Here is a 22,750-nt window from a genome sequence, read left to right on the forward strand (position 1 = left end):
GCTGATGGCTGATGGCTGATGGCTAAAGGCTAAAGGCTGATGGCTAAAGGCTGATGGCTAAAGGCTGATGGTCAATTATCGATGGTTGAAGGTTGAAGGTTGAAGGTTGAAGGTTGAAGGTTGAAGGTTGAAAGTTGAAGACAGGTGCGCACCGCGCGCATCTGTCAACGAATCGCATCGCCTAAGCCAAATACCGGCAGATACATGGCAATCACTAACGTCCCGACAATTCCACCGATCACAATCATCATCAAGGGCTCGAGCGAAGCCGCCAGTGCATCAGCCCTCATCAGCGTTTGTGCTTCATGCCACTCCGCTAATCGAGCCAGCATGACATCCAGCGCCCCCGCTTCCTCACCGACCCGGATCAGTTGTGCACAGAGTGCGGTGAAAAGCAGATGATGCTGCATAGCCTGATGCAATGGTGAGCCGCCAGCGATATGCCGCTGTAACGCGATAATCGCTTCACGCCACAGTGGCGATCCCAGCGTGACCTCAACGGCTTGCAGGCTTTGTAATAAAGTGAGTCCGGCCTGCTGCGTTAATTGCAGGACGGCGTAAATCTGGCTGAGCTGACCACCGCGCCAGAGTGTTGAAAGTAACGGCAGACGCAATAGCCAGCGATGAACACGTATTTGCCAGTGCACGGAACCACGGTAAAGCCACCTTGCGCCGAACAATATGCACATTATCGTTAGCGCCAGGGGGATCGCCGCCTGTTGTAAAAACGCTGACAGACTCATCACGGCGGCGGTGAAGGCGGGAAGGGGGGCATCAAAACTGGCATATACGGAGACAAATTCGGGCAGCACAAACAGCAACATACCCGCACTCACCGCCAGCGCTACCAGCAAGATAAACAGTGGATAGCGCAGAGCTTTAACCACTTTCTGTCTCAAATGCTGTTGCTTGCTTTGCTGTACCGCCAACTGGCGACAGCATTCATCGAGCTGACCGGTGAGTTCACCCACTTCCATTAATGCCGGAAAAAGCGCAGGGAAGATCTGCGGCCAGGCGCGAAGTGCAGATGAAAATGCCTCTCCGGCCATGACCCGACGTTGCAATTCATTAAGCAGTTCGCGCCAGCCAGCATGCGGGTGCCCCTCAGCCAGCAAGGTCAAACTCTCCGCCAGCGGCAATCCTGCCTTGAGCAAGGTAGCCAACTGACGAACAAGGTCAATTTTGTGCTGCCACTTCCAGTCACGCGTGCGCCAGCATTTTCCACGCTGCCAGCTAACCGGCAGCATACCGCGATCTGAGAGTTGCTGCAGGAGAACTTCCTGACTGGCAACTAATGCGGTTCCTTGCCGTAACGCACCCTGGGTGTCCAGCGCCTGCCAGCGATAATGGTAGAGATTAGCCATCCTCCAATCCCACAACCCGCTGAACTTCCTCAAAGGAGGTGTCACCGCGACTCACAGCCTCCAACCCGGCGGCGAGCAGGGTTTTCATCCCGCCTTCACTGGCCAGTGAGATAATGTGCTCCAGCGGCATATCGGCTGAAATCGCGTTCTGTAATTTGTTACTCATCGGCAGCACCTCAAATAACGCCAGACGCCCGTAATAGCCCGAGAAGCAGTGGTCACAGCCTGGGGCACGCCAGGTTTGTAAGGTGCCAGGCCAAATGTCGTGTGGCAGGTGTGCCAGGGCCTGTGCAGGCTGGCGGCAGTGCTCGCAGAGCCGTCGTACCAGACGCTGCGCGATGACTAACTGTAAGGCCGGGCCGAGCAAATAACCGGGAATATCCATCTGTCGCAGACGAGTGAGTGTTTCCGCCGTCGAATTGGTGTGCAATGTTGATAGCACCAGGTGCCCGGTCTGCGCTGCTTTAACGGCAATGCTGGCCGTTTCGGCATCGCGGATTTCACCCACCATAATCACATCCGGATCCTGTCGCAGCAGAGCCCGCAGTACACGGTTAAAATCGAGCCCGCTACGCGGTTGGATTTGCGTCTGGTTAATGCCCTCTAAAGGAATTTCAACGGGATCCTCTACACTGCAGACATTTTTATCCGGCACATTCAGAGCGCTTAATCCGCTGTAGAGAGTGAAGGTTTTACCGCTGCCGGTAGGCCCGGTGACCAGAATCAGTCCCTGAGGTTTAGCCAGCGCGTGCTTCAGTAACCGGAGTTGGGCAACCGGCATGCCGAGTTTATCCAGTGTGATCGCGCTGTTTTCACTTTGCAGCAGTCTCACCACGGCTTTCTCACCGTGACTAATGGGTAAAGTAGAGAGGCGAAATGCGGCCTGTTGATCGTCAAGGTTCAGTGTGAATTGCCCATCTTGTGGCAAGCGACGCTCGGCGATATCCAGCCCGCCGAGGATTTTCAGTCTGGCAAGCACCGCAGCCGTTGGTGCATCTGGCAAATGTGACAGCTTGTGCAAAACACCATCAATACGAAATCGGACGCGTAACCCGTGCTGCTGAGGTTCAAAATGCACGTCAGAAGCACGGCGTTGGATCGCCTGACGCAAAATCTGCTCAACGGCATTAATCGCTGTTTCGGTGGCGGCCGGTTCGTGTATCGTCGCCGAGTCATCAGGGTTGTGCAGGAGTTGCTCCAGTCGTGCCGCAGGCCAGCACTCGACTTCGACTTTGCACTGGCTGGCGAATTGCAGGGCTTCCAGCAGCAGCGGATCGGGCGTCTCGGCTACTGCGACGCGCAGTGATGTCGCGTCATGCTGAAGCATCACAGCCTGATAACGTGCACATAATATCTGTAGTGGGGTGTTGGGCTGTGGCATCAGCGCGTGTCCTTATCGGTGAAGCGGAACTGTTCAAGGCAGCTGTCACGCAGGCTGGTATTGGTACTGGTGCAACTGCGTTGCCAGTCCAGAGTGCCTTCCGTGGTGTTCCATATTGGTGTCATTTCCACATTTAACCCGGTAAGACTCTCCTGACCCGTTAAGGTGATTGCGCCATTCACGACGCTGAGCGAGGCCACATAGCGCGAACCTTTGGCAGCAGGAATCCCGCTCGTACCCGCCTGGCACTGAGTGGGGCCGCCACGTTCAATTGCGCAGAGTTCCACGGCGGTTTTATAAGGCACCATGGTTTGCAGCATGTCGGTCAGCGCGGCGCGTTGTAGATAATTTTGGTAGCTGGGCAGGCCAATAGCACTAAGAATGGCCACAATGCCAATCACTATCATCAATTCGATGAGGGTAAAACCTTGTTGTCTATCCATTATTCAGCTCCTGGTTGTGGAGCGGCTAAGGTAGAAAACGGCGTCAGAAAGCGATAGTGAGACTGTTTAACGCTGGAAGGCAGGAGGTAATGAATCGCAGCGTTTGCAGAAGAAGTAACAGTAAACGGGAAGATAACTCACAAACCGCCGCGCAGATGCGGCGGTAAGAGGAGGGAAATTAGTGTTCTCGAAAACGCATGGAGAGATCCATGGCGCGCACATGCTTGGTCAAAGCGCCCACCGAAACGAAGTCGACGCCCGTTTTAGCTATCTGCGGCAGTGTTGCCTCCGTGACGTTACCGGAAACTTCCAGCAGGGCACGTTTGTCGGTGAGAAGGACGGCATCATGCATCATCTCGAAGCTAAAGTTATCCAGCATGATAATGTCGGCACCGGCATCAATCGCATCCTGCAGTTCTTGCAGGCTCTCTACCTCAACTTCAACCGGTACATCGGGATCCAGCCACAGCGCTTTCTCAACGGCTTTGCGAACCGAACCGCTGGCGATAATATGGTTTTCTTTGATCAGGAAGGCATCGGAAAGACCTAGCCGATGGTTACTGCCGCCGCCGCACAATACGGCATATTTCAGCGCTGTACGCAGCCCTGGCAAGGTTTTGCGTGTATCCAGCAATTGCGTTTCGCTGCCATCAAGCAACTCGACATAATGACTGACTTCTGTGGCTACGCCGGAAAGCGTTTGTACGAAGTTCAATGCGGTCCGCTCAGCGGTTAAGAGCAGACGAGCCGGGCCTTTTAATTCGAACAGCAGCTGATCAGCCACCACGGGCTGGCCGTCTTCAACATGCCAGATAATCGCGACTTTGTTACCCAGTTGGATGAACACTTCTTGTACCCAGCGTTTACCACAAAAAACACCGGGTTCACGCGTGATGATCTGTGCTTCGGCCTGTTTATCTTCCGGCAAGAGTAGGGCGGTGATGTCACGGTTAGCATCCACCTCACCACCTAAATCCTCCTGAAGTGCGCGCGCAACGGCTTCGGGGATGTCCTGTTCAATACGCTTAATCAGTTCCTGACGACGATGATCGGGATCGTAACGACGCGATGCCATGCTTATGCCACTCCATTAATCGGATTTAACTGCGCTCACCTTAGCCTGATTTATGGCCTAATGCCAGTCGTGATAGCCGAAATGTTTAGTATCCTTAACACCTGTCGCCGTTCGCATTAAGTCACAAGCCGAAAAGGGGAAACATGTTATTCTCAGCCTGATTTTGCCTGGGATTTAGAGCATGAAACTGGAAGATGGCTGGATCACCAGCGCGCGCAAAGTGCCCTCGCCGCACTTTAATCAACGACCGGAAAATGAAATTCCCTCGTTGCTGATTATTCATAACATCAGTTTGCCTCCGGGTGAATTTGGTGGCCCGTGGATTGATCAATTGTTTACCGGGACCTTGCCGCCGGATGCCCACCCCTATTTTGCCGATATCGCGCAGCTGCGCGTGGCGGCACACTGCCTGATTCGTCGTGATGGTGAGTTGGTGCAGTATGTTTCGTTTGATCAGCGTGCATGGCATGCCGGTGTGTCGCAATTTGCCGGGCGAGAAAACTGTAATGATTTCTCGATGGGCATTGAGCTGGAAGGCACGGATACGTTGCCGTATACCGACGCGCAGTATAAGACCTTAAAAAAGGTCACGGCCTTGTTGCTTAAGCACTATCCGCTGACGCTGGAACGCATCACCGGACACAGCGATATCGCGCCACAGCGCAAAACCGATCCAGGCCCCGCATTTGACTGGATACGCTATAAAGAGTCTATCAGGCAGGAGAATCCCTGAAACAGCAGGAGCAGGTATGACGTTGTTTAGCTTGTTATTAGTGTTAGGTTGGGAACGCCTGTTTAAATTGGGTGAGCATTGGCAACTGGATCATCGTCTGGAGCCGCTGTTTCGCGGACGCCAGCGATTTTCACTGCTGCGCACGTTAGTGATGACCCTCATCGCGATGCTGATTGTCTGGCTGCTGGTGTGGAGCCTGAAAGGCATTCTGTTTGGCGTGGCACAACTGGCATTCTGGATTGTGGTGGGCTTGTTGTGTATCGGCGCAGGTTCTGTGCGTCTGCACTATCATCGCTACCTGAAAGCCGCCAGCCACGATGATGAAGCGGCGCATCAGGCCATGGCAGCGGAACTGACACTGATTCATGGTGTACCCGTTGAGTGCAGTGAGCGTGAGTTTTTGCGTGAGCTACAAAATGCGCTGATTTGGATTAACTTCCGCTTTTACCTCGCGCCACTGTTTTGGTTTGTGGTGGGAGGGCCTTATGGCCCTGTGCTGCTGGTGGGTTATGCCTTCCTGCGCGCCTGGCAGAGTTGGCTGGCAAAACACCATTCTCCACTGGAGCGCGCGCAGTCAGGTGTAGACAGCATACTGCACGTGCTGGACTGGATACCGGTGCGTCTGGCAGGTGTGGCTTATGCGCTGTTAGGCCATGGTGAGCGGGCATTGCCTGCGTGGTTTGCCTCGCTAAGCGATCGGCATCGTTCGCAATATCAGGTGCTGACCAGTCTGGCGCAGTTCTCGCTGGCGCGCGATCCGCATATGGATAAAGTGGAAACGCCACGGGTGGCCGTGGCGCTGGCGAAGCGGATATCGTTAGTGCTGGTGGTCGTGGTCGCGCTGCTGACCATTTACGGCACGCTGGTGTGATCGGCTGGCGGTACACCGAAATCCAGTGTGCCGTCTTCGCGCCATTCAATGTATTTCAGTCGTGTATGGCGGTTCGGATCCCATAACGGATCGCCTTCAATTTCAGTGTAATTCCGTGCGTGATACACCAGCACATCCCTGCCTTTTTCGTCCCGCGTAAAGCTGTTATGCCCCGGCCCATACTGTTGATTTTCCCAACTGGTGGTGAAGACTGGACGCGCAGATTTCTGCCAGGCAGTGCTGTCGAGGGGATCGGCCATCATGTCGATGCTGAGTATTCCCAGACAGTAATTCTCATCAGTTGCGCTGGCGGAATAGGTGACAAACAGCCGATCGCCGTGCTGAATAACCGCTGGGCCCTCATTGACGCTAAAGCCTGCGCATTCCCACTCATACTCCGGCCGGCTGAGCATCACTGGTGCGCTTTTCAGCGTCCAGGGATTCAGCAATTCCGCGAGATAGAGATTGGAATTGCCCGGAATAGCGGGATCCTTCTGTGCCCACAGATACCAGTTTTTGCCCTGATGCACGAAATGCGTCGCATCGAGCGAAAAAGAGTCGATTGGGGTAAACACACGGCGAACAGGTTGCCAGTGGCCGGAAAGCGGATCGTTGTCATCACACACCAGCGCATACATGCGATGCTGAAACAGACCATCTTTGATGTCGCGCGTTGGGGCAGCAGCAAAGTAAATCACCCATTGCCCATTGATATGATGCAGTTCGGGTGCCCAAATCAACGCACTGAACGGTCCGGTATCGGGTTTACGCCACACCGTCACCGCTTCGACCTCAATCAGGCCGTTCAGCGTGGCAGCGTGACGAATTTCGAGTCGGTCATACTCTGGCACCGATGCTACGAAGTAGTAGCCTGCGCCATGACGCAGGATAAATGGATCGGCGCGTTGGGTAATAAAGGGATTTGGCCAGCTCATTTGATCTCTCCAGGTTGCGGGGTGACAGTCAGTGAGGCAGGGGATAATTCACGTGCGTTGGCACGGCGTAGCGCAAGATCATCCTGAATGATGCGCATGAGTTTGCGATCCACCTTCAGCAAGCGCACCACACCGGCGGTGATCAGATAGCCGACACCGGGAATCACGGTAAACAGCAGCATGATGCCGTTGATGGCGGAAGGCTGTTGCTGTTGAGCGCTTGCGTCATATCCATAAATCGAGAGCAGGAAACCGACCATCGCACCAGCCACAGCCAGGCCGACTTTCAGGAAGAACAGATTGCCGGAAAAGCTCATGCCGGTGATACGTTTCCCCGTTTTCCATTCGCCATAATCATCGACATCCGCCATCAGCGACCAATGCAGTGGCGACGGGATTTGATGCAGGATATTAAGCAGGAAGTAAGCGACAACCACTGCCACAGTCGCGTGAGGATCAATCCAATAGAAACCGCAGGAGAAGAGTGCCAGCGCGATATTGGTCCAGAAAAACACCTTCAGCTTGCACCAGCGGTCGGTGAGGATTTTTGCCAGCGTACTGCCGAACATCATGCCAATCACACCCAGGCTAATAAACAGCGTGGCAAAATGCGTGGATTTCCCCATCACCCAGGTAACGTAATACATGGTGGCGGCCATGCGGATAAAGCCGGGACAAACATTGCAGAAGGTGAGGAGGAGAATGCGCACCCATTGATCGTTCTTCCAGACGTCACGCAGATCTTTCTTCAAATCATCATTACTGGGCGCGGCTGGACGAATACGTTCGCGTACCGTGGCAAAACAGAACAGGAACATCACCAGACCTATCAGCGCCAGCACGCTCATCGCCATCTGATACCCGCGCGCTTTATTGTCACCGCCAAACCACTCGGCCATCGGTAGCAGTGATAGCGACAGAATCAGTGTCGCCACGCCAACCATCACAAAGCGGTAAGATTGGCAGGACACACGCTCACCGGGATCGTTGGTTATCACACCGCCCAACGAGCAGTAAGGAATATTGATGGCGGTGTAGGTGAGCGACATCAGGAAGTAGGTGACAAAGGCCCAGATAACTTTGTTGTCATAACTCCACTCTGGGGTGGTGAACATCAACACGCTGAACAGCACATAGGGTACGGAAACCCACAGTAGCCACGGGCGGAATCGTCCCCAGCGGCTTTGAGTACGATCGGCGATGGCGCCCATAATCGGATCGGTGACCGCATCCAGCACGCGAACAGAAAGTAGCAGTGTACCGACCAGCGCAGGCGCAAGGCCAAACACATCGGTGTAAAAATAGTTAAGGAAAAGCATGATCGCGCCGCCGATCATATTACATCCGGCATCGCCCATGCCGTATCCCAGTTTCTCTCTGAATGAGAGTGCTGCGCCTTTCATTGTTCGTCTCCAGCGGCAAGGTGAGACGAAATTATCAGCGTTAAATCAGTAACCTGCTGGGGAACAATTGGTCACGTAGATGGACAAAACAGGTGGGCGCAGAAAAGTGTGAGGCAGATCAGAAGTGTTGCCCGGCGACGGCGCACCGGGCAAGGGCATACATTAGGCTTTTTGCACTTTATTTTTGATGGTGTAACCCACTGCCAGGATAATGATCCAGACAGGAATCAGCCACACAGAAATCGCCATACCTGGTGTGATCGCCATGATCACCAGTACTGCCGCCATGAAGGCCAGGCAGAGCCAGTTACCAAACGGATAGAGCACCGCTTTAAAGCGCGTAGTCACACCCTGCTGGTCTTTCTTCTTGCGGAATTTCATGTGTGCCAGGCTGATCATCGCCCAGTTGATCACCAGCGCAGAAACCACCAGTGACATCAGCAGGCCAAACGCTTCACCCGGCATCAGGTAGTTGATCAGGACGCACAGCGCTGTGGCTACCGCAGACACCAGAATCGTAGCAACTGGCACGCCGCGTTTATCAACATTGAGCAGCGCTTTTGGCGCATTGCCCTGCTGCGCTAAGCCGAACAGCATACGGCTGTTGCAATACACGCAACTGTTATAGACCGACAGCGCGGCTGTCAGGATCACCACGTTCAGGGCATTCGCCACCAGTGCATCACCCAATTCATGGAAGATTAGCACGAACGGGCTGGTCTCTTCGGTGACGCGCGTCCATGGCATCAATGACAGCAACACTGCCAGTGAACCAATATAGAAAATCAGGATACGCCACAGTACCTGATTAGTGGCTTTCGGGATGCTCTCTTGCGGATTGTCAGCCTCAGCCGCCGTGATACCCACCAGCTCAAGACCACCAAACGAGAACATAATGATCGCCATCATCATCACCAGGCCGGTCATACCGTGTGGCAGGAAACCACCCTGGCTCCATAGGTTGGTTACACTGGCCTGCGGGCCGGCGTTGCCGCTGAACAGCAGCCAGCCGCCGAACAGGATCATGCCGATAACCGCGACAACCTTGATGATCGCGAACCAGAACTCCATTTCCCCGAACACTTTAACGTTGGTCAGGTTGATGGCGTTAATGACGACGAAGAAGATCGCCGCACTGGCCCAGGTAGGGAATTCGGGATACCAGAATTGGATGTATTTACCGACAGCACTCAGTTCGGCCATCGCGACCAAAACGTACAGCACCCAGTAGTTCCAGCCTGAGGCAAAACCGGCAAAGTTGCCCCAGTATTTGTAAGCGAAGTGGCTGAAGCTGCCGGCGACCGGCTCTTCCACTACCATTTCACCTAACTGGCGCATAATCAGAAAGGCAATAAATCCTGCAATTGCATAACCGAGAATCACGGCCGGGCCGGCCGATTTAATCACTGATGCGCTGCCCAGAAACAGGCCAGTACCCACGGCACCGCCCAGCGCAATCAGCTGAATATGGCGATTTTTCAGGCCGCGGTGCAGCGATTCGCCATGCTGTTGTTCCATACAAACCTCGTGATGTTGTTATTGTGCACCTGCAGTGCGCGCACTGTAAGGCTGTTTTACGCAATGTATTCTTTTCTTTACGGTATTTGGCGTGCTGTGTGCATGCTGAAACTACCATGGCGACCAGAATAGTGATAAGCGCGCCGCTTTGCACCTGCTTTTGCTTTTTGTGCTGAGAGATGGCTGAAAAAGCAGCACTATCCACTGGGTATCGCTCGCGCTATTTCTGACATGAAAAATCAATAAACACGAATAGCTTTCCCTTATGGTTGCCTGTAAGGCTTAGGGCTAACTCAGTGTAAGGTTTGGTAAAAGTGAAATCTGTTAACAATTCACTTACGTAGCAAATATATGCCTTTATCACGGTAAGTTAGCGCGCTGTAACAGCGATATACCCCGGAAGTGTGATGCCTGCCATATAGACACAAGGTGAATACTTTGTTACTTTACGGGCACCATTTTTCAATTGGTATTACCAATTTACTCCGGGCGTTTTCACAATAAGAAGGGAAGATGGCTTACAGTAAAATTCGCCAACCCAAGCTCTCCGATGCGATCGAGCAACAGTTGGAGTCTCTCATTATGGAAGGGACGCTCCAGCCAGGTGAAAAGCTTCTCCCCGAGCGCGAACTGGCGAAACAGTTTGATGTCTCACGTCCATCCCTGCGCGAAGCGATTCAGAGCCTGGAAGCCAAAGGCCTGCTGCTACGCCGTCAGGGCGGTGGTACCTTCGTGCAAACAAATCTCTGGCAAAGCATGAGCGATCCCTTAGTCAGCCTGCTTGCCGAACATCCAGAATCCCAGTTTGACCTGCTGGAAACCCGTCACGCACTGGAAGGTGTTGCTGCCTATTATGCGGCGCTGCGTGGCACGGATGAAGACTTGCAGCGTATCCGCGACTGCCATGTTCACATCCAACAGGCGCAGGACAGCGGCGATCTGGATGCCGAAGCAGATGCAGTGATGAAGTATCAGATCGCTGTCACAGAAGCCGCCCATAATGTGGTGCTTTTACATTTGCTGCGTTCCATGGGCCCTATGCTGGAACAAAACGTCCGTCAGAATTTCGAATTGCTTTACGCTCGCCGGGAAATGCTGGCGAAAGTGAGCGGTCACCGCGCCAGTATCTTTGAGGCGATTGTGGCTCGTGAGCCAGAACAAGCACGCGAGGCATCCCATCGTCACCTGGCGTTTATTGAGGAAATCTTGCTGGATAGAAGTCGGGAGCAGAGCCGTCGTGAACGCTCCCTGCGTCGTTTACAGCAACGTAAGGAATAACGCACGGCAACGAACGTGCGGACATAAACGACGGGCCTGTCTTACTTGTGCTGTGAACCAGAAGCAAAGCACAAGCAGACAGGCTCCTGATAATTCAACGTATTAGACACAGATAAGGAACACACCCCATGTCAGAACGTTTACAGAATGACGTGGATCCGATCGAAACTCGTGACTGGCTACAGGCGATCGAATCGGTCATCCGTGAAGAAGGTGTTGAGCGCGCGCAGTATCTGCTTGATCAGGTATTGAACGCAGCACGCAAAGGTGGCGTGAAAGTGGCTGGCGGTGCGTCGGCTATCAGTAACTACATCAACTCTATTGCTGTTGAAGATGAACCGGACTATCCGGGCAACACCTCTCTTGAACGTCGTATCCGTTCCGCAATTCGCTGGAACGCCATTATGTCGGTCCTGCGTGCATCGAAGAAAGATCTGGAGCTGGGTGGTCACCTCTCATCTTTCCAGTCTTCTGCCACCATTTATGAAGTGTGCTTCAACCACTTCTTCCGTGCGCGCAGTGATAAAGACGGCGGCGATCTGGTTTACTTCCAGGGCCATATCTCTCCAGGCATCTACTCGCGTGCTTTCCTTGAAGGCCGTCTGACCGAAGAGCAGATGAACAACTTCCGTCAGGAAGTGCACGGTAAAGGTCTCTCGTCTTACCCGCACCCGAAACTGATGCCTGACTTCTGGCAGTTCCCAACCGTGTCTATGGGCCTGGGTCCACTGAACGCGATCTATCAGGCGAAGTTCCTGAAATATCTGGAACACCGTGGCCTGAAAGACACGTCTAACCAGACCGTTTACGCCTTCCTCGGTGATGGCGAGATGGATGAGCCAGAATCTAAAGGTGCGATCACCATCGCCACCCGTGAGAAGCTGGACAACCTGGTGTTCATCATTAACTGTAACCTGCAGCGCCTTGATGGCCCGGTTACCGGTAATGGCAAAATCATCAACGAGCTGGAAGGCATCTTTGCCGGTGCTGGCTGGAACGTGATCAAAGTGATCTGGGGCGCGCGTTGGGATGAACTGCTGAAGCAGGACACCAGCGGTAAACTGATCCAGCTGATGAACGAAACCGTGGATGGCGACTACCAGACCTTCAAATCCCGTGATGGCGCTTACGTGCGTGAGCACTTCTTCGGTAAATACCCGGAGACCGCAGCACTGGTGAAAGACTGGTCAGACGAAGAGATCTTCGCCCTGAACCGTGGTGGTCACGATCCGAAGAAAATCTACGCGGCACTGAAAAAAGCGCAGGACACTAAAGGTCAGCCGACCCTGATCCTGGCACATACCATCAAAGGTTATGGTATGGGTGACACTGCGGAAGGTAAAAACATCGCGCACCAGGTGAAGAAGATGAACATGGATGGCGTTCGCTACATCCGTGATCGCTTCAACGTGCCAGTGGCTGACGATCAGATCGAAAGCCTGCCGTACGTGACCTTCGAGAAAGGTTCTGACGAATATAACTACCTGCACGGTCAGCGTGAGAAACTGGGTGGCTACCTGCCAACCCGTCAGGCAGAGTTCAGCGAGAAGCTGGAAATGCCAACGCTGGAAGAGTTCAAACCGTTGCTGGAAGAGCAGAACAAAGAGATCTCGACCACCATCGCGTTTGTACGTGCCCTGAACGTGATGCTGAAGAACAAGTCGATCAAAGATCGTCTGGTGCCAATCCTTGCGGATGAAGCGCGTACCTTCGGTATGGAAGGTCTGTTCCGTCAGATCGGTATTTACAGCCCGAACGGCCAGCAATACACCCCGCAGGACCGTGAGCAGGTTGCTTATTATAAAGAAGACGAGAAAGGCCAGATTCTGCAGGAAGGGATCAACGAGCTGGGTGCAGGTTCATCCTGGCTGGCGGCGGCGACCTCTTACAGCACCAACAACCTGCCGATGATTCCGTTCTACATCTATTACTCAATGTTCGGTTTCCAGCGTATCGGCGATCTGATGTGGCTGGCGGGCGACCAACAGGCGCGCGGCTTCCTGGTCGGCGGTACCTCAGGTCGTACGACGCTGAACGGTGAAGGTCTGCAGCACGAAGATGGCCATAGCCACATTCAGTCACTGACTATCCCGAACTGTATCTCTTACGATCCGTCTTACGCGTACGAAGTTGCGGTCATCATGCAAGATGGTCTGGTGCGTATGTACGGCGAAGCGCAGGAAAACATCTACTACTACATCACCACGCTGAACGAAAACTACCACATGCCTGCGATGCCGCAGGGTGCGGAAGAGGGTATCCGTAAGGGTATCTACAAGCTGGAAACTGTAGACGGTAGCAAAGGCAAAGTGCAGCTGCTGGGTTCAGGTTCTATCCTGCGCCACGTGCGCGAAGCCGCACAGATCCTGGCGAAAGACTACGGCATCGGTTCTGACGTTTACAGCGTCACCTCGTTCACTGAACTGGCGCGTGATGGCCAGGATTGTGAGCGCTGGAACATGCTGCACCCAACTGAAGCGCCTCGCGTGCCGTACATCGCTCAGGTAATGAACGAAGCGCCAGCTGTTGCCTCAACGGACTACATGAAGTTGTTCGCAGAACAGGTTCGCAGCTACGTACCTTCAAGCGATTATCGCGTACTGGGTACCGATGGCTTCGGTCGTTCAGACAGCCGCGAAAACCTGCGTCACCACTTCGAAGTGGATGCATCGTATGTTGTGGTTGCAGCGCTGGGTGAGCTGGCTAAACGCGGCGAAATCGATAAGAAAGTGGTGGCAGAAGCGATCACCAAATTCAGCATCGATGCCGATAAAGTTAACCCGCGTCTGGCTTAAGAGGTAAGAGAGTAATGGCTATCGAAATTAACGTACCGGATATCGGGTCAGACGAAGTTGAAGTCACCGAAATCCTGGTGAAGGTGGGCGACAAAGTTGAAGCTGAACAGTCGCTGATCACCGTGGAAGGCGATAAAGCCTCAATGGAAGTGCCTTCGCCACAAGCGGGCGTCGTCAAAGAGATCAAGATCGCGACCGGTGACAAAGTGAATACCGGTTCACTGATCATGATCTTCGACGCTGAAGGCGCGGCCGCTGCCCCTGCAGCAGAAGAGAAAAAAGCCGAAGCCGCTCCGGCGCCTGCTGCTGCGGCAGTAAGCAAAGAAGTGAACGTGCCTGATATCGGCGGTGATGAAGTTGAAGTCACCGAGATTCTGGTGAAAGTCGGCGATAAAGTTGAAGCTGAACAATCTCTGCTTACCGTTGAAGGCGATAAGGCTTCAATGGAAGTGCCAGCACCGTTCGCGGGCGTGGTGAAAGAGATCAAAATCGCTACTGGCGATAAAGTGAATACCGGCTCGCTGATCATGATCTTCGAAGCCGAAGGTGCTGCACCGGCTGCGGCCCCAGCCGCGAAGCAGGAAGCGGCTCCCGCTGCGGCCCCGGCTGCTGCGGGTGGCGCGAAAGACGTCAACGTGCCAGACATTGGCGGCGATGAAGTTGAAGTCACCGAAGTGCTGGTCAAAGTGGGCGACAAAGTCACCGCTGAGCAGTCACTGATCGTGGTTGAAGGCGACAAAGCGTCAATGGAAGTGCCTGCACCATTCGCCGGTACCGTGAAAGAGCTGAAAGTGTCTACCGGCGATAAAGTCAGCACCGGTTCACTGATCATGGTGTTTGAAGTAGAAGGCGCTGCGCCTGCTGCTGCGGCACCTGCGGCGAAACAGGAAGCGGCTCCAGCGCCGGCGGCAGCGAAACCTGCCGCTGCACCAGCAGCAAAAGCTGATGCGAAAGGTGAGTTTGCTGAGAACGACGCTTACGTTCACGCGACCCCGGTGATCCGTCGCCTGGCGCGTGAGTTCGGTGTCAATCTGGCGAAAGTCAAAGGCACTGGCCGCAAAGGTCGCATCCTGAAAGAAGACGTGCAGTCTTACGTGAAAGATGCGGTGAAACGTGCGGAAGCCGCTCCGGCTGCTGCAGCAAGCGGCGGAAGCCTGCCGGGTCTGCTGCCTTGGCCGAAAGTGGACTTCAGCAAGTTTGGTGAAGTCGAAGAAGTGGAACTGGGTCGCATCCAGAAAATCTCGGGCGCTAACCTGAGCCGTAACTGGGTGGTTATCCCACACGTTACGCACTTCGATAAAACCGATATCACCGATCTGGAAGCGTTCCGTAAGCAGCAAAACGCCGAAGCGGAAAAACGTAAGCTGGATGTGAAGTTCACCCCTGTGGTGTTCATCATGAAAGCCGTTGCCGCTGCGCTGGAGCAGATGCCGCGTTTCAACAGTTCACTGTCTGAAGATGCACAACGACTGACGCTGAAGAAATACATCAACATCGGTGTGGCGGTTGATACGCCAAACGGTCTGGTGGTTCCAGTGTTCAAAGATGTGAACAAGAAAGGCATTACTGAACTGTCGCGTGAGCTGATGGCGATTTCTAAGAAAGCGCGTGATGGCAAGCTGACCGCTGGCGATATGCAGGGCGGTTGCTTCACCATCTCCAGCCTTGGTGGCCTGGGCACCACGCACTTCGCACCTATCGTGAATGCGCCAGAAGTGGCGATCCTCGGTGTGTCTAAGTCTGCGATGGAGCCGGTGTGGAACGGTAAAGAGTTTGAACCGCGTCTGATGATGCCAATCTCACTCTCCTTCGACCACCGCGTGATCGACGGTGCTGATGGTGCGCGCTTTATCACCATCATCAACAACACACTGTCCGACATTCGCCGTCTGGTGATGTGAAGTTAACCAAGGCCGGCAAATGCCGGCCTTGTTGTAAGCATTCGGAGTTGCCGCGGTTGGCAGTTTATTAACAATTCTGTAAACTCTTGCGGTGAAATGTCCCGGTGGATTTAGGGCATGCAGAGCCTGGGATAGGCTCTACGTCTGGCCGCCGGCAATCTAATAAGAGGTCATGATGAGTACAGAGATTAAAACTCAAGTCGTGGTACTTGGGGCAGGTCCTGCAGGTTACTCTGCAGCCTTCCGTTGCGCTGATTTAGGTCTGGAAACCGTAATCGTTGAGCGTTACAGCACCCTCGGTGGTGTTTGTCTGAACGTGGGCTGTATCCCGTCAAAAGCGCTGCTTCATGTTGCGAAAGTGATCGAAGAAGCCAAAGCACTGGAAGAGCACGGCATCGTGTTTGGCCAGCCGCAAACTGACATCAACAAGATTCGTACCTGGAAAGAGAAGGTCATCACTCAACTGACTGGCGGTCTGGCCGGTATGGCGAAAGGCCGTAAAGTGAAAGTGGTTACCGGTCTGGGTAAATTTACCGGCGCGAACACCCTGGTAGTGGAAGGTGAGGGTGGCGCAACCACCATCAACTTCGATAACGCGATCATCGCTGCGGGCTCTCGCCCAATCGAACTGCCTTTCATTCCACACAACGATCCACGCGTATGGGACTCTACAGACGCGCTGGAACTGAAAGAAGTGCCTAAGCGTTTGCTGGTTATGGGCGGCGGCATCATCGGTCTGGAAATGGCCACCGTGTATAACGCGCTGGGTTCAGAGATTGACGTGGTTGAGATGTTCGACCAGGTTATTCCTGCTGCCGATAAAGACGTGGTGAAAGTCTTCACCAAACGTATCAGCAAGAAATTCAACCTGATGCTGGAAACCAAAGTGACCGCTGTTGAAGCGAAAGACGATGGTATCTACGTATCAATGGAAGGTAAAAAAGCCCCTGCTGAAGCACAGCGTTATGACGCAGTGCTGGTAGCCATCGGCCGTGTGCCAAATGGTAAAGGTCTGGATGCGGGTAAAGCGGGCGTGGAAGTGGACGACCGTGGTTTCATCCGCGTCGACAAGCAACTGCGTACCAACGTGCCGCACATCTTCGCTATCGGCGATATCGTCGGTCAGCCAATGCTGGCGCACAAAGGTGTGCACGAAGGTCACGTAGCGGCAGAAGTGATTTCTGGTCTGAAGCACTACTTCGACCCGAAAGTGATCCCTTCTATTGCCTATACCGAGCCAGAAGTTGCCTGGGTTGGTCTGACCGAGAAAGAAGCCAAAGAGAAAGGCATCAGCTATGAAGTTTCCACCTTCCCGTGGGCCGCTTCTGGTCGTGCAATCGCTTCTGACTGCGCAGACGGCATGACTAAGCTGATCTTCGACAAAGAGACTCACCGTGTCATCGGTGGTGCGATTGTCGGTACCAACGGTGGCGAGCTGCTGGGTGAAATCGGTCTGGCGATCGAGATGGGCTGTGACGCAGAAGACATCGCACTGACCATTCACGCGCACCCAACCTTGCATGAGTCAGTGGGTCTGGCGGCTGAAGTGTTTGAAGGTAGCATCACTGATCTGCCAAACCCGAAAGCGAAAAAGAAATAATTTTTCGTGCTAAATAAAGAAACGGCTCCTTGATGGAGCCGTTTTTTATTACGGGTTCTATTTAATTAAATAGATAAATAAGGCGCTGGAGCTAACGCATAAGCCCTGCCGGAAATAGCAGGGGCGAACCCCTGCTATTGAAGTTTTACTGCTTAACTTCGTAAGCCATTACCGCAGATAATTCAGCAGTGAATATCTTAAATCGTAACTCACAAAGTGTATTACGATTCACCAGGCACAACACTAATAACATGAGCCCGCCGATAATCAGCTTGCTGAATGATAACTTCATAATCACTTACTCCTTGCATTAGCATGAGCAAGCAACTACCCTAACATTGCTTATGTGTATCTGGGTAGTTGCCTGCTCGTGCGGTTGATGAAAATTGACCGCATGAGTTTCTCCTTCCGCAACCCACCTCAATTGATAATGCTTGCGGCAGATTGCCTCAAGCGCCCGCAGGCAGTCTACGCGATTTCCTTTTTATTTCACGCTTAAATTATCTTTCATTTTAATTAAATTTATCGGTTTTATTATTCGCCCTTAGTTAAAGGTGTTAGGTGTTGCCTTAATTAATTTTCAATATTTTTAATCCAGTCAATAAAATGCCTGAGCGGTGCGGAAAGGTATTTCCTGCTGGGATAATAGAGCCAGAATCCTTCCTCAACCTGGGTATAATTAGCCAGTATTTCAACTAATTCCCCTTTGGCTAAAGCCGTGTGGACGGCATCCTGATGCAAAAAGGCGATACCTAATCCGGCGCGAGTCGCTTGCAGAATGCGCTCGTTATTATCCAGCACCAGTGAGCCTTTTACCGCCACTTCCTGTTTGCGCCCATCCTGCCAAAATTCCCAACGATAACGACGTCCGCTGGGAAAGCGTCTTTCAATGCAGGGAAACTGCAATAACTCTGCCGGGAACTGCGGAACGCCATGTTGCGCAAGAAAAGCCGGGCTGGCCACCGCCAGTGCCCGCATCGGCTTGCCAAAGGGCAGGGCGATCATATCCTGCGCCAGCACATCGCCATAGCGCACGCCCGCATCAAAACCGCTCTCAACGATATCGACCAGTGCATCATTGCTGTCGATCTCTAGCGTAATTTCCGGGTAGCGTTGCACAAACGGCAGTATCAGGGACTGAAAAAACAGCGCCTCCGCGGAACGCGGCATGCTGATGCGCAACAAACCACGAGGATCGCTACGCCAGTCATTCAGTTCATCCACCGCTTGTGAAAGATCGGCCAATGCAGGCTGGATGCGCAGCAAAAATCGCTCGCCGGCTTCAGTCAGTGCCACCTTGCGCGTGGTGCGATGTAACAGCCGTACTCCTAAACGCGCTTCAAAATTGCGCATGGCGTGGCTCAGGCTGGAGGGCGTCACGTTACGCTCCTCGGCGGCTTTGCGAAAACTCAGATGCTGCGCGATAGCGGCAAACATCTCCAGTTCCTGCATTGATGCACGGTAGTTGTTCATTGCTGAGTTCCATTCACTAAATCAACGAAAATCGCACAATTGTTGCTGCGATTGCTGAGGTTTATAACATTAACACCGTAAGCGAAGAGGATAAATCAATGCAACAGCGTCAATTAGGCAGTCAGGGATTACAGGTTTCAGCGTTAGGATTAGGCTGCATGGGCATGAGCTTTGCCTATGGTCAGAATGATGAGAAGCAGGCGTTGAATACGCTGGCACGTGCGTTTGATCTCGGTGTCAATTTCCTCGATACCGCTGAAGTTTATGGTCCCTTCACCAATGAAACGTTGCTGGCTAAAGCGATCAAAGGCCGCAGTGATATCAAGGTCGCCACCAAGTTTGGTTTCCGCATCACCGATCATGGGGAGGGCTGGGAGCGCATTACCGGTGCCAATAGCGAACCGGCGCATATCCGCCGCGCCGTGGAAGGTTCACTCCAGCGACTCGGTGTCGAAACCATTGAACTGCTGTATCAGCATCGTCTTGATCCGGCCGTGCCGATAGAGGATGTGGTAGGCGTGATGGCGGATCTGGTGCGTGAAGGGAAGGTGAAGTATCTCGGCTTATCCGAAGTTTCATCAGCCACTTTACGCCGCGCGCAGGCGGTGCATCCGATCTCCGCCCTGCAGAGTGAATACTCATTGTGGACGCGCGATCCAGAGCAAGAGCTTCTTGCGACCTGCCGTGAGCTAAATATCGGATTTGTCCCTTACAGTCCGTTAGGCCGAGGTTTCCTCACCGGCAAATTCCCGGCGGCGGCCACGCTGGCGGACGATGATTTTCGTCGCTCCCTGCCGCGTTTCCAGCAGGACGCACAGACGCATAACCAGAAGTTAGTGAATCAGCTCTCAGAGATGGCTGCAGGTTATGATGCGACGGCAGCACAACTGGCGCTGGCATGGGTGCTGGCGAAAGGTGAGGATATTGTGCCGATCCCTGGTGCCAGTAAAATTGCCAATCTGGAACAAAACTGTGCTGCGGCTGCTCTCACCATTCATTCGGCAGATATTCAGGCCCTGGATACGCTGTTCAATCCAGAAAACATTCAAGGTGAGCGCTACAACGAAAGCGAGTTCACCCTGGTCGATCGCTAATTTCTAGCTCTTAAAACACAAAAAAGCAGGCTCAGGTGGCCTGCTTTTTTGTGTGATCGCGCTCAATCTCCAGATAAATCTGCTAAATAACGCACGGATGTTGCTTTTTTGTAAACAGATTAACAATCAGCCGAAATGCTGCTATGCTGGCCGACGCGGAACCGGGCACCTCACCCTACTGTTTGACAGCTCAAGGGGTGTACCGGAAAGCTATACAATGAGAGCGAGGAGAACGTCGTGCTAGAAGAATACCGTAAGCACGTTGCCGAGCGTGCTGCCCAGGGAATCGTACCTAAGCCGTTAGATGCTTCCCAAATGGCCGCGCTGGTTGAACTGCTGAAAAACCCGCCAGCGGGTGAAGAAGAATTCCTGACCGATCTATTGGTCAACCGTGTACCCCCAGGTGTTGATGAAGCGGCTTATGTAAAAGCTGGTTTCCTGGCAGCTGTCACGAAGGGCGAAGCCCTCTCTCCTCTGGTTACTCGCGAAAAGGCAGTTGAACTGCTGGGCACCATGCAGGGTGGCTACAACATCCATGCCCTGATCGAAGCGCTTGACGATGAAGCACTGGCTCCCATTGCCGCTGAAGCCCTGTCCCACACGCTGCTGATGTTCGATAACTTCTACGATGTCGAAGAGAAAGCGAAAGCGGGTAACCCCCACGCGAAAAAAATTATCCAGTCCTGGGCCGATGCAGAGTGGTTCCTGAAGCGTCCTAAGCTGGCTGAAAAAATCACCACCACCGTGTTTAAAGTGACCGGCGAAACCAACACCGATGACCTCTCTCCGGCACCGGATGCATGGTCACGCCCGGATATTCCACTGCACGCACTGGCGATGTTGAAAAACCCACGTGATGGTATCGAACCCGACGATGCCGGTAACATTGGGCCGATCAAACAGATCGAAGCACTGCAGAAAAAAGGCTTCCCACTGACCTACGTCGGTGATGTTGTGGGTACAGGTTCTTCCCGTAAATCCGCCACCAACTCGGTGTTGTGGTTCATGGGCGATGACATTCCGTACGTGCCAAACAAAAAAGGCGGCGGTCTGTGCCTCGGCGGTAAAATCGCTCCTATCTTCTTCAACACCATGGAAGATGCGGGCGCACTGCCAATTGAAGTCGACGTTGACCGTCTGAACATGGGTGATGTGATTGATGTTTACCCATACAAGGGTGAAGTACGCAATCACGAAACCGACGAACTGCTGGCGACCTTCGAGCTGAAAACCGAAGTGCTGCTGGATGAAGTCCGTGCCGGTGGCCGTATTCCACTGATCATCGGTCGTGGCCTGACCACCAAAGCACGCGAATCTCTTGGTCTGCCGCACAGCGATGTGTTTGTGCAGGCGAAAGATGTGGCTGCCAGCACCCGTGGTTACTCACTGGCGCAGAAAATGGTTGGCCGTGCCTGTGGCGTTGAAGGTATCCGTCCGGGTGCCTACTGCGAACCGAAGATGACGTCTGTGGGTTCTCAGGATACCACCGGTCCAATGACCCGTGATGAACTGAAAGACCTGGCGTGCCTGGGCTTCTCATCCGATTTGGTGATGCAGTCATTCTGTCACACCGCGGCCTATCCTAAACCGGTTGACGTGACCACGCACCACACCCTGCCAGACTTCATCATGAACCGTGGCGGTGTTTCACTGCGTCCGGGCGATGGCGTTATCCACAGCTGGCTGAACCGTATGCTGCTGCCAGATACCGTGGGTACCGGCGGCGATTCGCACACCCGTTTCCCAATCGGTATCTCCTTCCCGGCAGGTTCTGGTCTGGTGGCGTTTGCTGCTGCGACCGGCGTGATGCCACTGGATATGCCTGAGTCAGTGCTGGTGCGTTTCAAAGGCGAAATGCAGCCGGGCATCACCCTGCGCGATCTGGTTCACGCTATTCCGCTGTACGCGATCAAAGCGGGCCTGCTGACCGTTGAGAAGAAAGGGAAGAAAAACATCTTCTCTGGTCGCGTGCTGGAAATCGAAGGTCTGCCGAAACTGAAAGTGGAGCAGGCATTTGAGCTGACGGATGCATCGGCTGAGCGTTCTGCGGCGGGTTGTACCATCAAACTGGATAAAGAGCCGATCATTGAGTATCTGAACTCAAACATCGTGCTGCTGAAGTGGATGATCTCCGAAGGTTACGGCGATCGTCGTACGCTGGAGCGCCGCGTTGAAGGCATGCAGAAATGGCTGGCGGATCCGCAACTGCTGGAAGGCGATGCGGATGCAGAATACGCTGCTGTGATCGACATCGATCTCGCCGAAATCAAAGAGCCAATCCTGTGTGCGCCAAACGATCCAGATGATGCACGCTGGTTGTCTGATGTGCAGGGCGAGAAGATCGATGAAGTGTTCATCGGCTCTTGCATGACCAACATCGGTCACTTCCGTGCAGCCGGTAAACTGCTGGATGCGCATAAAGGCCAGCTGCCAACCCGTCTGTGGGTTGCACCACCAACCAAGATGGATGCCGCACAGCTGACGGAAGAGGGCTACTACAGCGTCTTCGGTAAGAGCGGTGCGCGTATCGAGATCCCAGGCTGTTCACTCTGCATGGGTAACCAGGCGCGTGTGAAAGACGGTGCGACAGTGGTTTCCACGTCAACCCGTAACTTCCCGAACCGTCTGGGTACCGGCGCGAACGTGTTCCTGGCTTCGGCTGAGTTGGCTGCGGTGGCATCCCTGCTGGGTAAACTGCCAACGCCAGATGAGTATCAGCAGTTTATGGTTCAGGTTGATAAGACGGCGGCAGATACTTACCGCTATCTCAACTTTGACCAACTGGGTCAGTACACCGAGAAAGCTGATGGTGTGATCTTCCAGACCGCTGTTTAATCGGCGCGAAGAATGAGGAGGGGACGATGCGAATCGTCCCCTTTTTTTATG

At 53.6% G+C, this 22,750-nt stretch carries 17 protein-coding genes; 8 read left to right on the top strand and 9 right to left on the bottom strand.

Translation table 11 applies throughout. The features are described from left to right. Positions 1-164: 164 nt before the first annotated feature. From hofC to nadC, 4 genes are all read right to left on the bottom strand, one after another. Positions 165-1,364: a protein transport protein HofC gene (gene hofC / locus VI01_RS23100; protein ID WP_045816799.1), complete on the bottom strand. Its 1,200-nt coding sequence runs from the start codon at positions 1,362-1,364 to the stop codon at positions 165-167. Next, positions 1,357-2,745: a type II secretion system protein GspE gene (gspE, locus tag VI01_RS23105; RefSeq protein ID WP_038649051.1), complete on the bottom strand. Its 1,389-nt coding sequence runs from the start codon at positions 2,743-2,745 to the stop codon at positions 1,357-1,359. Before gspE ends, hofC begins: the two co-directional genes overlap by 8 nt. Beyond that, positions 2,745-3,188 (bottom strand): prepilin peptidase-dependent pilin, encoded by a 444-nt coding sequence (gene ppdD, locus VI01_RS23110; protein ID WP_045816800.1) that lies wholly within the window; start codon positions 3,186-3,188, stop codon positions 2,745-2,747. The genes gspE and ppdD overlap by 1 nt, the downstream gene beginning before the upstream one ends. Positions 3,189-3,366: 178 nt before the next feature. Then, complete coding sequence (nadC, locus tag VI01_RS23115) at positions 3,367-4,263, bottom strand: carboxylating nicotinate-nucleotide diphosphorylase (protein WP_045816801.1); 897 nt, start codon at positions 4,261-4,263, stop codon at positions 3,367-3,369. A gap of 181 nt (positions 4,264-4,444) precedes the next feature. Between nadC and ampD the strand changes: the two genes are divergently transcribed. Together ampD and ampE are read left to right on the top strand one after the other, a co-directional pair. Further along, positions 4,445-4,996 carry a 1,6-anhydro-N-acetylmuramyl-L-alanine amidase AmpD gene (gene ampD, locus VI01_RS23120; protein ID WP_045816802.1) on the top strand — a complete coding sequence of 184 codons (552 nt, stop codon included), beginning with the start codon at positions 4,445-4,447 and terminating at the stop codon, positions 4,994-4,996. Positions 4,997-5,012: 16 nt separating this feature from the next. Beyond that, the gene (ampE, locus tag VI01_RS23125; protein ID WP_034829634.1) at positions 5,013-5,867 is read left to right on the top strand and encodes a beta-lactamase regulator AmpE; all 855 of its coding nucleotides are present in this window, start codon (positions 5,013-5,015) and stop codon (positions 5,865-5,867) included. On the opposite strand, the gene VI01_RS23130 is transcribed toward ampE, so the two are convergent. The 3 genes from VI01_RS23130 to aroP all read right to left on the bottom strand — a co-directional run bounded on the left by VI01_RS23130 (position 5,849) and on the right by aroP (position 9,723). Further along, a complete protein-coding gene (locus VI01_RS23130) occupies positions 5,849-6,802 on the bottom strand; it encodes a family 43 glycosylhydrolase (protein WP_045816803.1) in 954 nt (317 codons plus the stop codon). The genes ampE and VI01_RS23130 overlap by 19 nt on opposite strands. After that, positions 6,799-8,205, bottom strand: a complete 1,407-nt coding sequence (locus VI01_RS23135) for a glycoside-pentoside-hexuronide (GPH):cation symporter (protein ID WP_045816804.1) — start codon at positions 8,203-8,205, stop codon at positions 6,799-6,801. Before VI01_RS23135 ends, VI01_RS23130 begins: the two co-directional genes overlap by 4 nt. A gap of 162 nt (positions 8,206-8,367) precedes the next feature. Beyond that, on the bottom strand, positions 8,368-9,723 hold the full coding sequence (gene aroP / locus VI01_RS23140) for an aromatic amino acid transporter AroP (protein WP_038649040.1): 1,356 nt from the start codon (positions 9,721-9,723) through the stop codon (positions 8,368-8,370). A 513-nt stretch (positions 9,724-10,236) separates the two neighbouring features. Between aroP and pdhR the strand changes: the two genes are divergently transcribed. The 4 genes from pdhR to lpdA all read left to right on the top strand — a co-directional run bounded on the left by pdhR (position 10,237) and on the right by lpdA (position 17,297). Then, the gene (gene pdhR / locus VI01_RS23145; protein WP_034829622.1) at positions 10,237-11,001 is read left to right on the top strand and encodes a pyruvate dehydrogenase complex transcriptional repressor PdhR; all 765 of its coding nucleotides are present in this window, start codon (positions 10,237-10,239) and stop codon (positions 10,999-11,001) included. A 128-nt stretch (positions 11,002-11,129) separates the two neighbouring features. Further along, positions 11,130-13,796 (top strand): pyruvate dehydrogenase (acetyl-transferring), homodimeric type, encoded by a 2,667-nt coding sequence (gene aceE, locus VI01_RS23150; RefSeq protein ID WP_034829620.1) that lies wholly within the window; start codon positions 11,130-11,132, stop codon positions 13,794-13,796. A 14-nt stretch (positions 13,797-13,810) separates the two neighbouring features. After that, positions 13,811-15,697 carry a pyruvate dehydrogenase complex dihydrolipoyllysine-residue acetyltransferase gene (gene aceF / locus VI01_RS23155; protein ID WP_045816805.1) on the top strand — a complete coding sequence of 629 codons (1,887 nt, stop codon included), beginning with the start codon at positions 13,811-13,813 and terminating at the stop codon, positions 15,695-15,697. A gap of 175 nt (positions 15,698-15,872) precedes the next feature. Next, on the top strand, positions 15,873-17,297 hold the full coding sequence (lpdA, locus tag VI01_RS23160; protein ID WP_038650261.1) for a dihydrolipoyl dehydrogenase: 1,425 nt from the start codon (positions 15,873-15,875) through the stop codon (positions 17,295-17,297). Positions 17,298-17,442: 145 nt separating this feature from the next. Here the strand turns inward: lpdA and VI01_RS25980 are convergent, their stop codons facing one another. Both VI01_RS25980 and VI01_RS23165 read right to left on the bottom strand, forming a co-directional pair. Further along, positions 17,443-17,589 carry a Hok/Gef family protein gene (locus tag VI01_RS25980; RefSeq protein WP_156149394.1) on the bottom strand — a complete coding sequence of 49 codons (147 nt, stop codon included), beginning with the start codon at positions 17,587-17,589 and terminating at the stop codon, positions 17,443-17,445. A gap of 281 nt (positions 17,590-17,870) precedes the next feature. Then, positions 17,871-18,770 carry a LysR family transcriptional regulator gene (locus tag VI01_RS23165; RefSeq protein WP_045816806.1) on the bottom strand — a complete coding sequence of 300 codons (900 nt, stop codon included), beginning with the start codon at positions 18,768-18,770 and terminating at the stop codon, positions 17,871-17,873. A 98-nt stretch (positions 18,771-18,868) separates the two neighbouring features. Here VI01_RS23165 and VI01_RS23170 point away from each other — a divergent pair, with 98 nt between their 5' ends. Next, entirely contained in the window at positions 18,869-19,864 is a 996-nt protein-coding gene (locus VI01_RS23170) for an aldo/keto reductase (RefSeq protein ID WP_038649032.1), read from the top strand. 237 nt (positions 19,865-20,101) lie between these two features. Further along, positions 20,102-22,699 carry a bifunctional aconitate hydratase 2/2-methylisocitrate dehydratase gene (gene acnB / locus VI01_RS23175; protein WP_075564132.1) on the top strand — a complete coding sequence of 866 codons (2,598 nt, stop codon included), beginning with the start codon at positions 20,102-20,104 and terminating at the stop codon, positions 22,697-22,699. The last annotated feature ends 51 nt before the right edge of the window (positions 22,700-22,750 follow it).

Origin of the sequence: Pantoea sp. SM3 (assembly GCF_000963995.1) — a bacterium.
Taxonomy (GTDB): Bacteria; Pseudomonadota; Gammaproteobacteria; order Enterobacterales; family Enterobacteriaceae; genus Pantoea; species Pantoea rwandensis_B.

What these genes read in the sequence shown, in the direction of transcription:
- hofC (WP_045816799.1), bottom strand. Translation starts at nt 1,364, where the DNA reads ATGGCTAATCTCTACCATTATCGCTGGCAGGCGCTGGACACCCAGGGT.
- gspE (WP_038649051.1), bottom strand. Translation starts at nt 2,745, where the DNA reads ATGCCACAGCCCAACACCCCACTACAGATATTATGTGCACGTTATCAG.
- ppdD (WP_045816800.1), bottom strand. Translation starts at nt 3,188, where the DNA reads ATGGATAGACAACAAGGTTTTACCCTCATCGAATTGATGATAGTGATT.
- nadC (WP_045816801.1), bottom strand. Translation starts at nt 4,263, where the DNA reads ATGGCATCGCGTCGTTACGATCCCGATCATCGTCGTCAGGAACTGATT.
- ampD (WP_045816802.1), top strand. Translation starts at nt 4,445, where the DNA reads ATGAAACTGGAAGATGGCTGGATCACCAGCGCGCGCAAAGTGCCCTCG.
- ampE (WP_034829634.1), top strand. Translation starts at nt 5,013, where the DNA reads ATGACGTTGTTTAGCTTGTTATTAGTGTTAGGTTGGGAACGCCTGTTT.
- VI01_RS23130 (WP_045816803.1), bottom strand. Translation starts at nt 6,802, where the DNA reads ATGAGCTGGCCAAATCCCTTTATTACCCAACGCGCCGATCCATTTATC.
- VI01_RS23135 (WP_045816804.1), bottom strand. Translation starts at nt 8,205, where the DNA reads ATGAAAGGCGCAGCACTCTCATTCAGAGAGAAACTGGGATACGGCATG.
- aroP (WP_038649040.1), bottom strand. Translation starts at nt 9,723, where the DNA reads ATGGAACAACAGCATGGCGAATCGCTGCACCGCGGCCTGAAAAATCGC.
- pdhR (WP_034829622.1), top strand. Translation starts at nt 10,237, where the DNA reads ATGGCTTACAGTAAAATTCGCCAACCCAAGCTCTCCGATGCGATCGAG.
- aceE (WP_034829620.1), top strand. Translation starts at nt 11,130, where the DNA reads ATGTCAGAACGTTTACAGAATGACGTGGATCCGATCGAAACTCGTGAC.
- aceF (WP_045816805.1), top strand. Translation starts at nt 13,811, where the DNA reads ATGGCTATCGAAATTAACGTACCGGATATCGGGTCAGACGAAGTTGAA.
- lpdA (WP_038650261.1), top strand. Translation starts at nt 15,873, where the DNA reads ATGAGTACAGAGATTAAAACTCAAGTCGTGGTACTTGGGGCAGGTCCT.
- VI01_RS25980 (WP_156149394.1), bottom strand. Translation starts at nt 17,589, where the DNA reads ATGAAGTTATCATTCAGCAAGCTGATTATCGGCGGGCTCATGTTATTA.
- VI01_RS23165 (WP_045816806.1), bottom strand. Translation starts at nt 18,770, where the DNA reads ATGAACAACTACCGTGCATCAATGCAGGAACTGGAGATGTTTGCCGCT.
- VI01_RS23170 (WP_038649032.1), top strand. Translation starts at nt 18,869, where the DNA reads ATGCAACAGCGTCAATTAGGCAGTCAGGGATTACAGGTTTCAGCGTTA.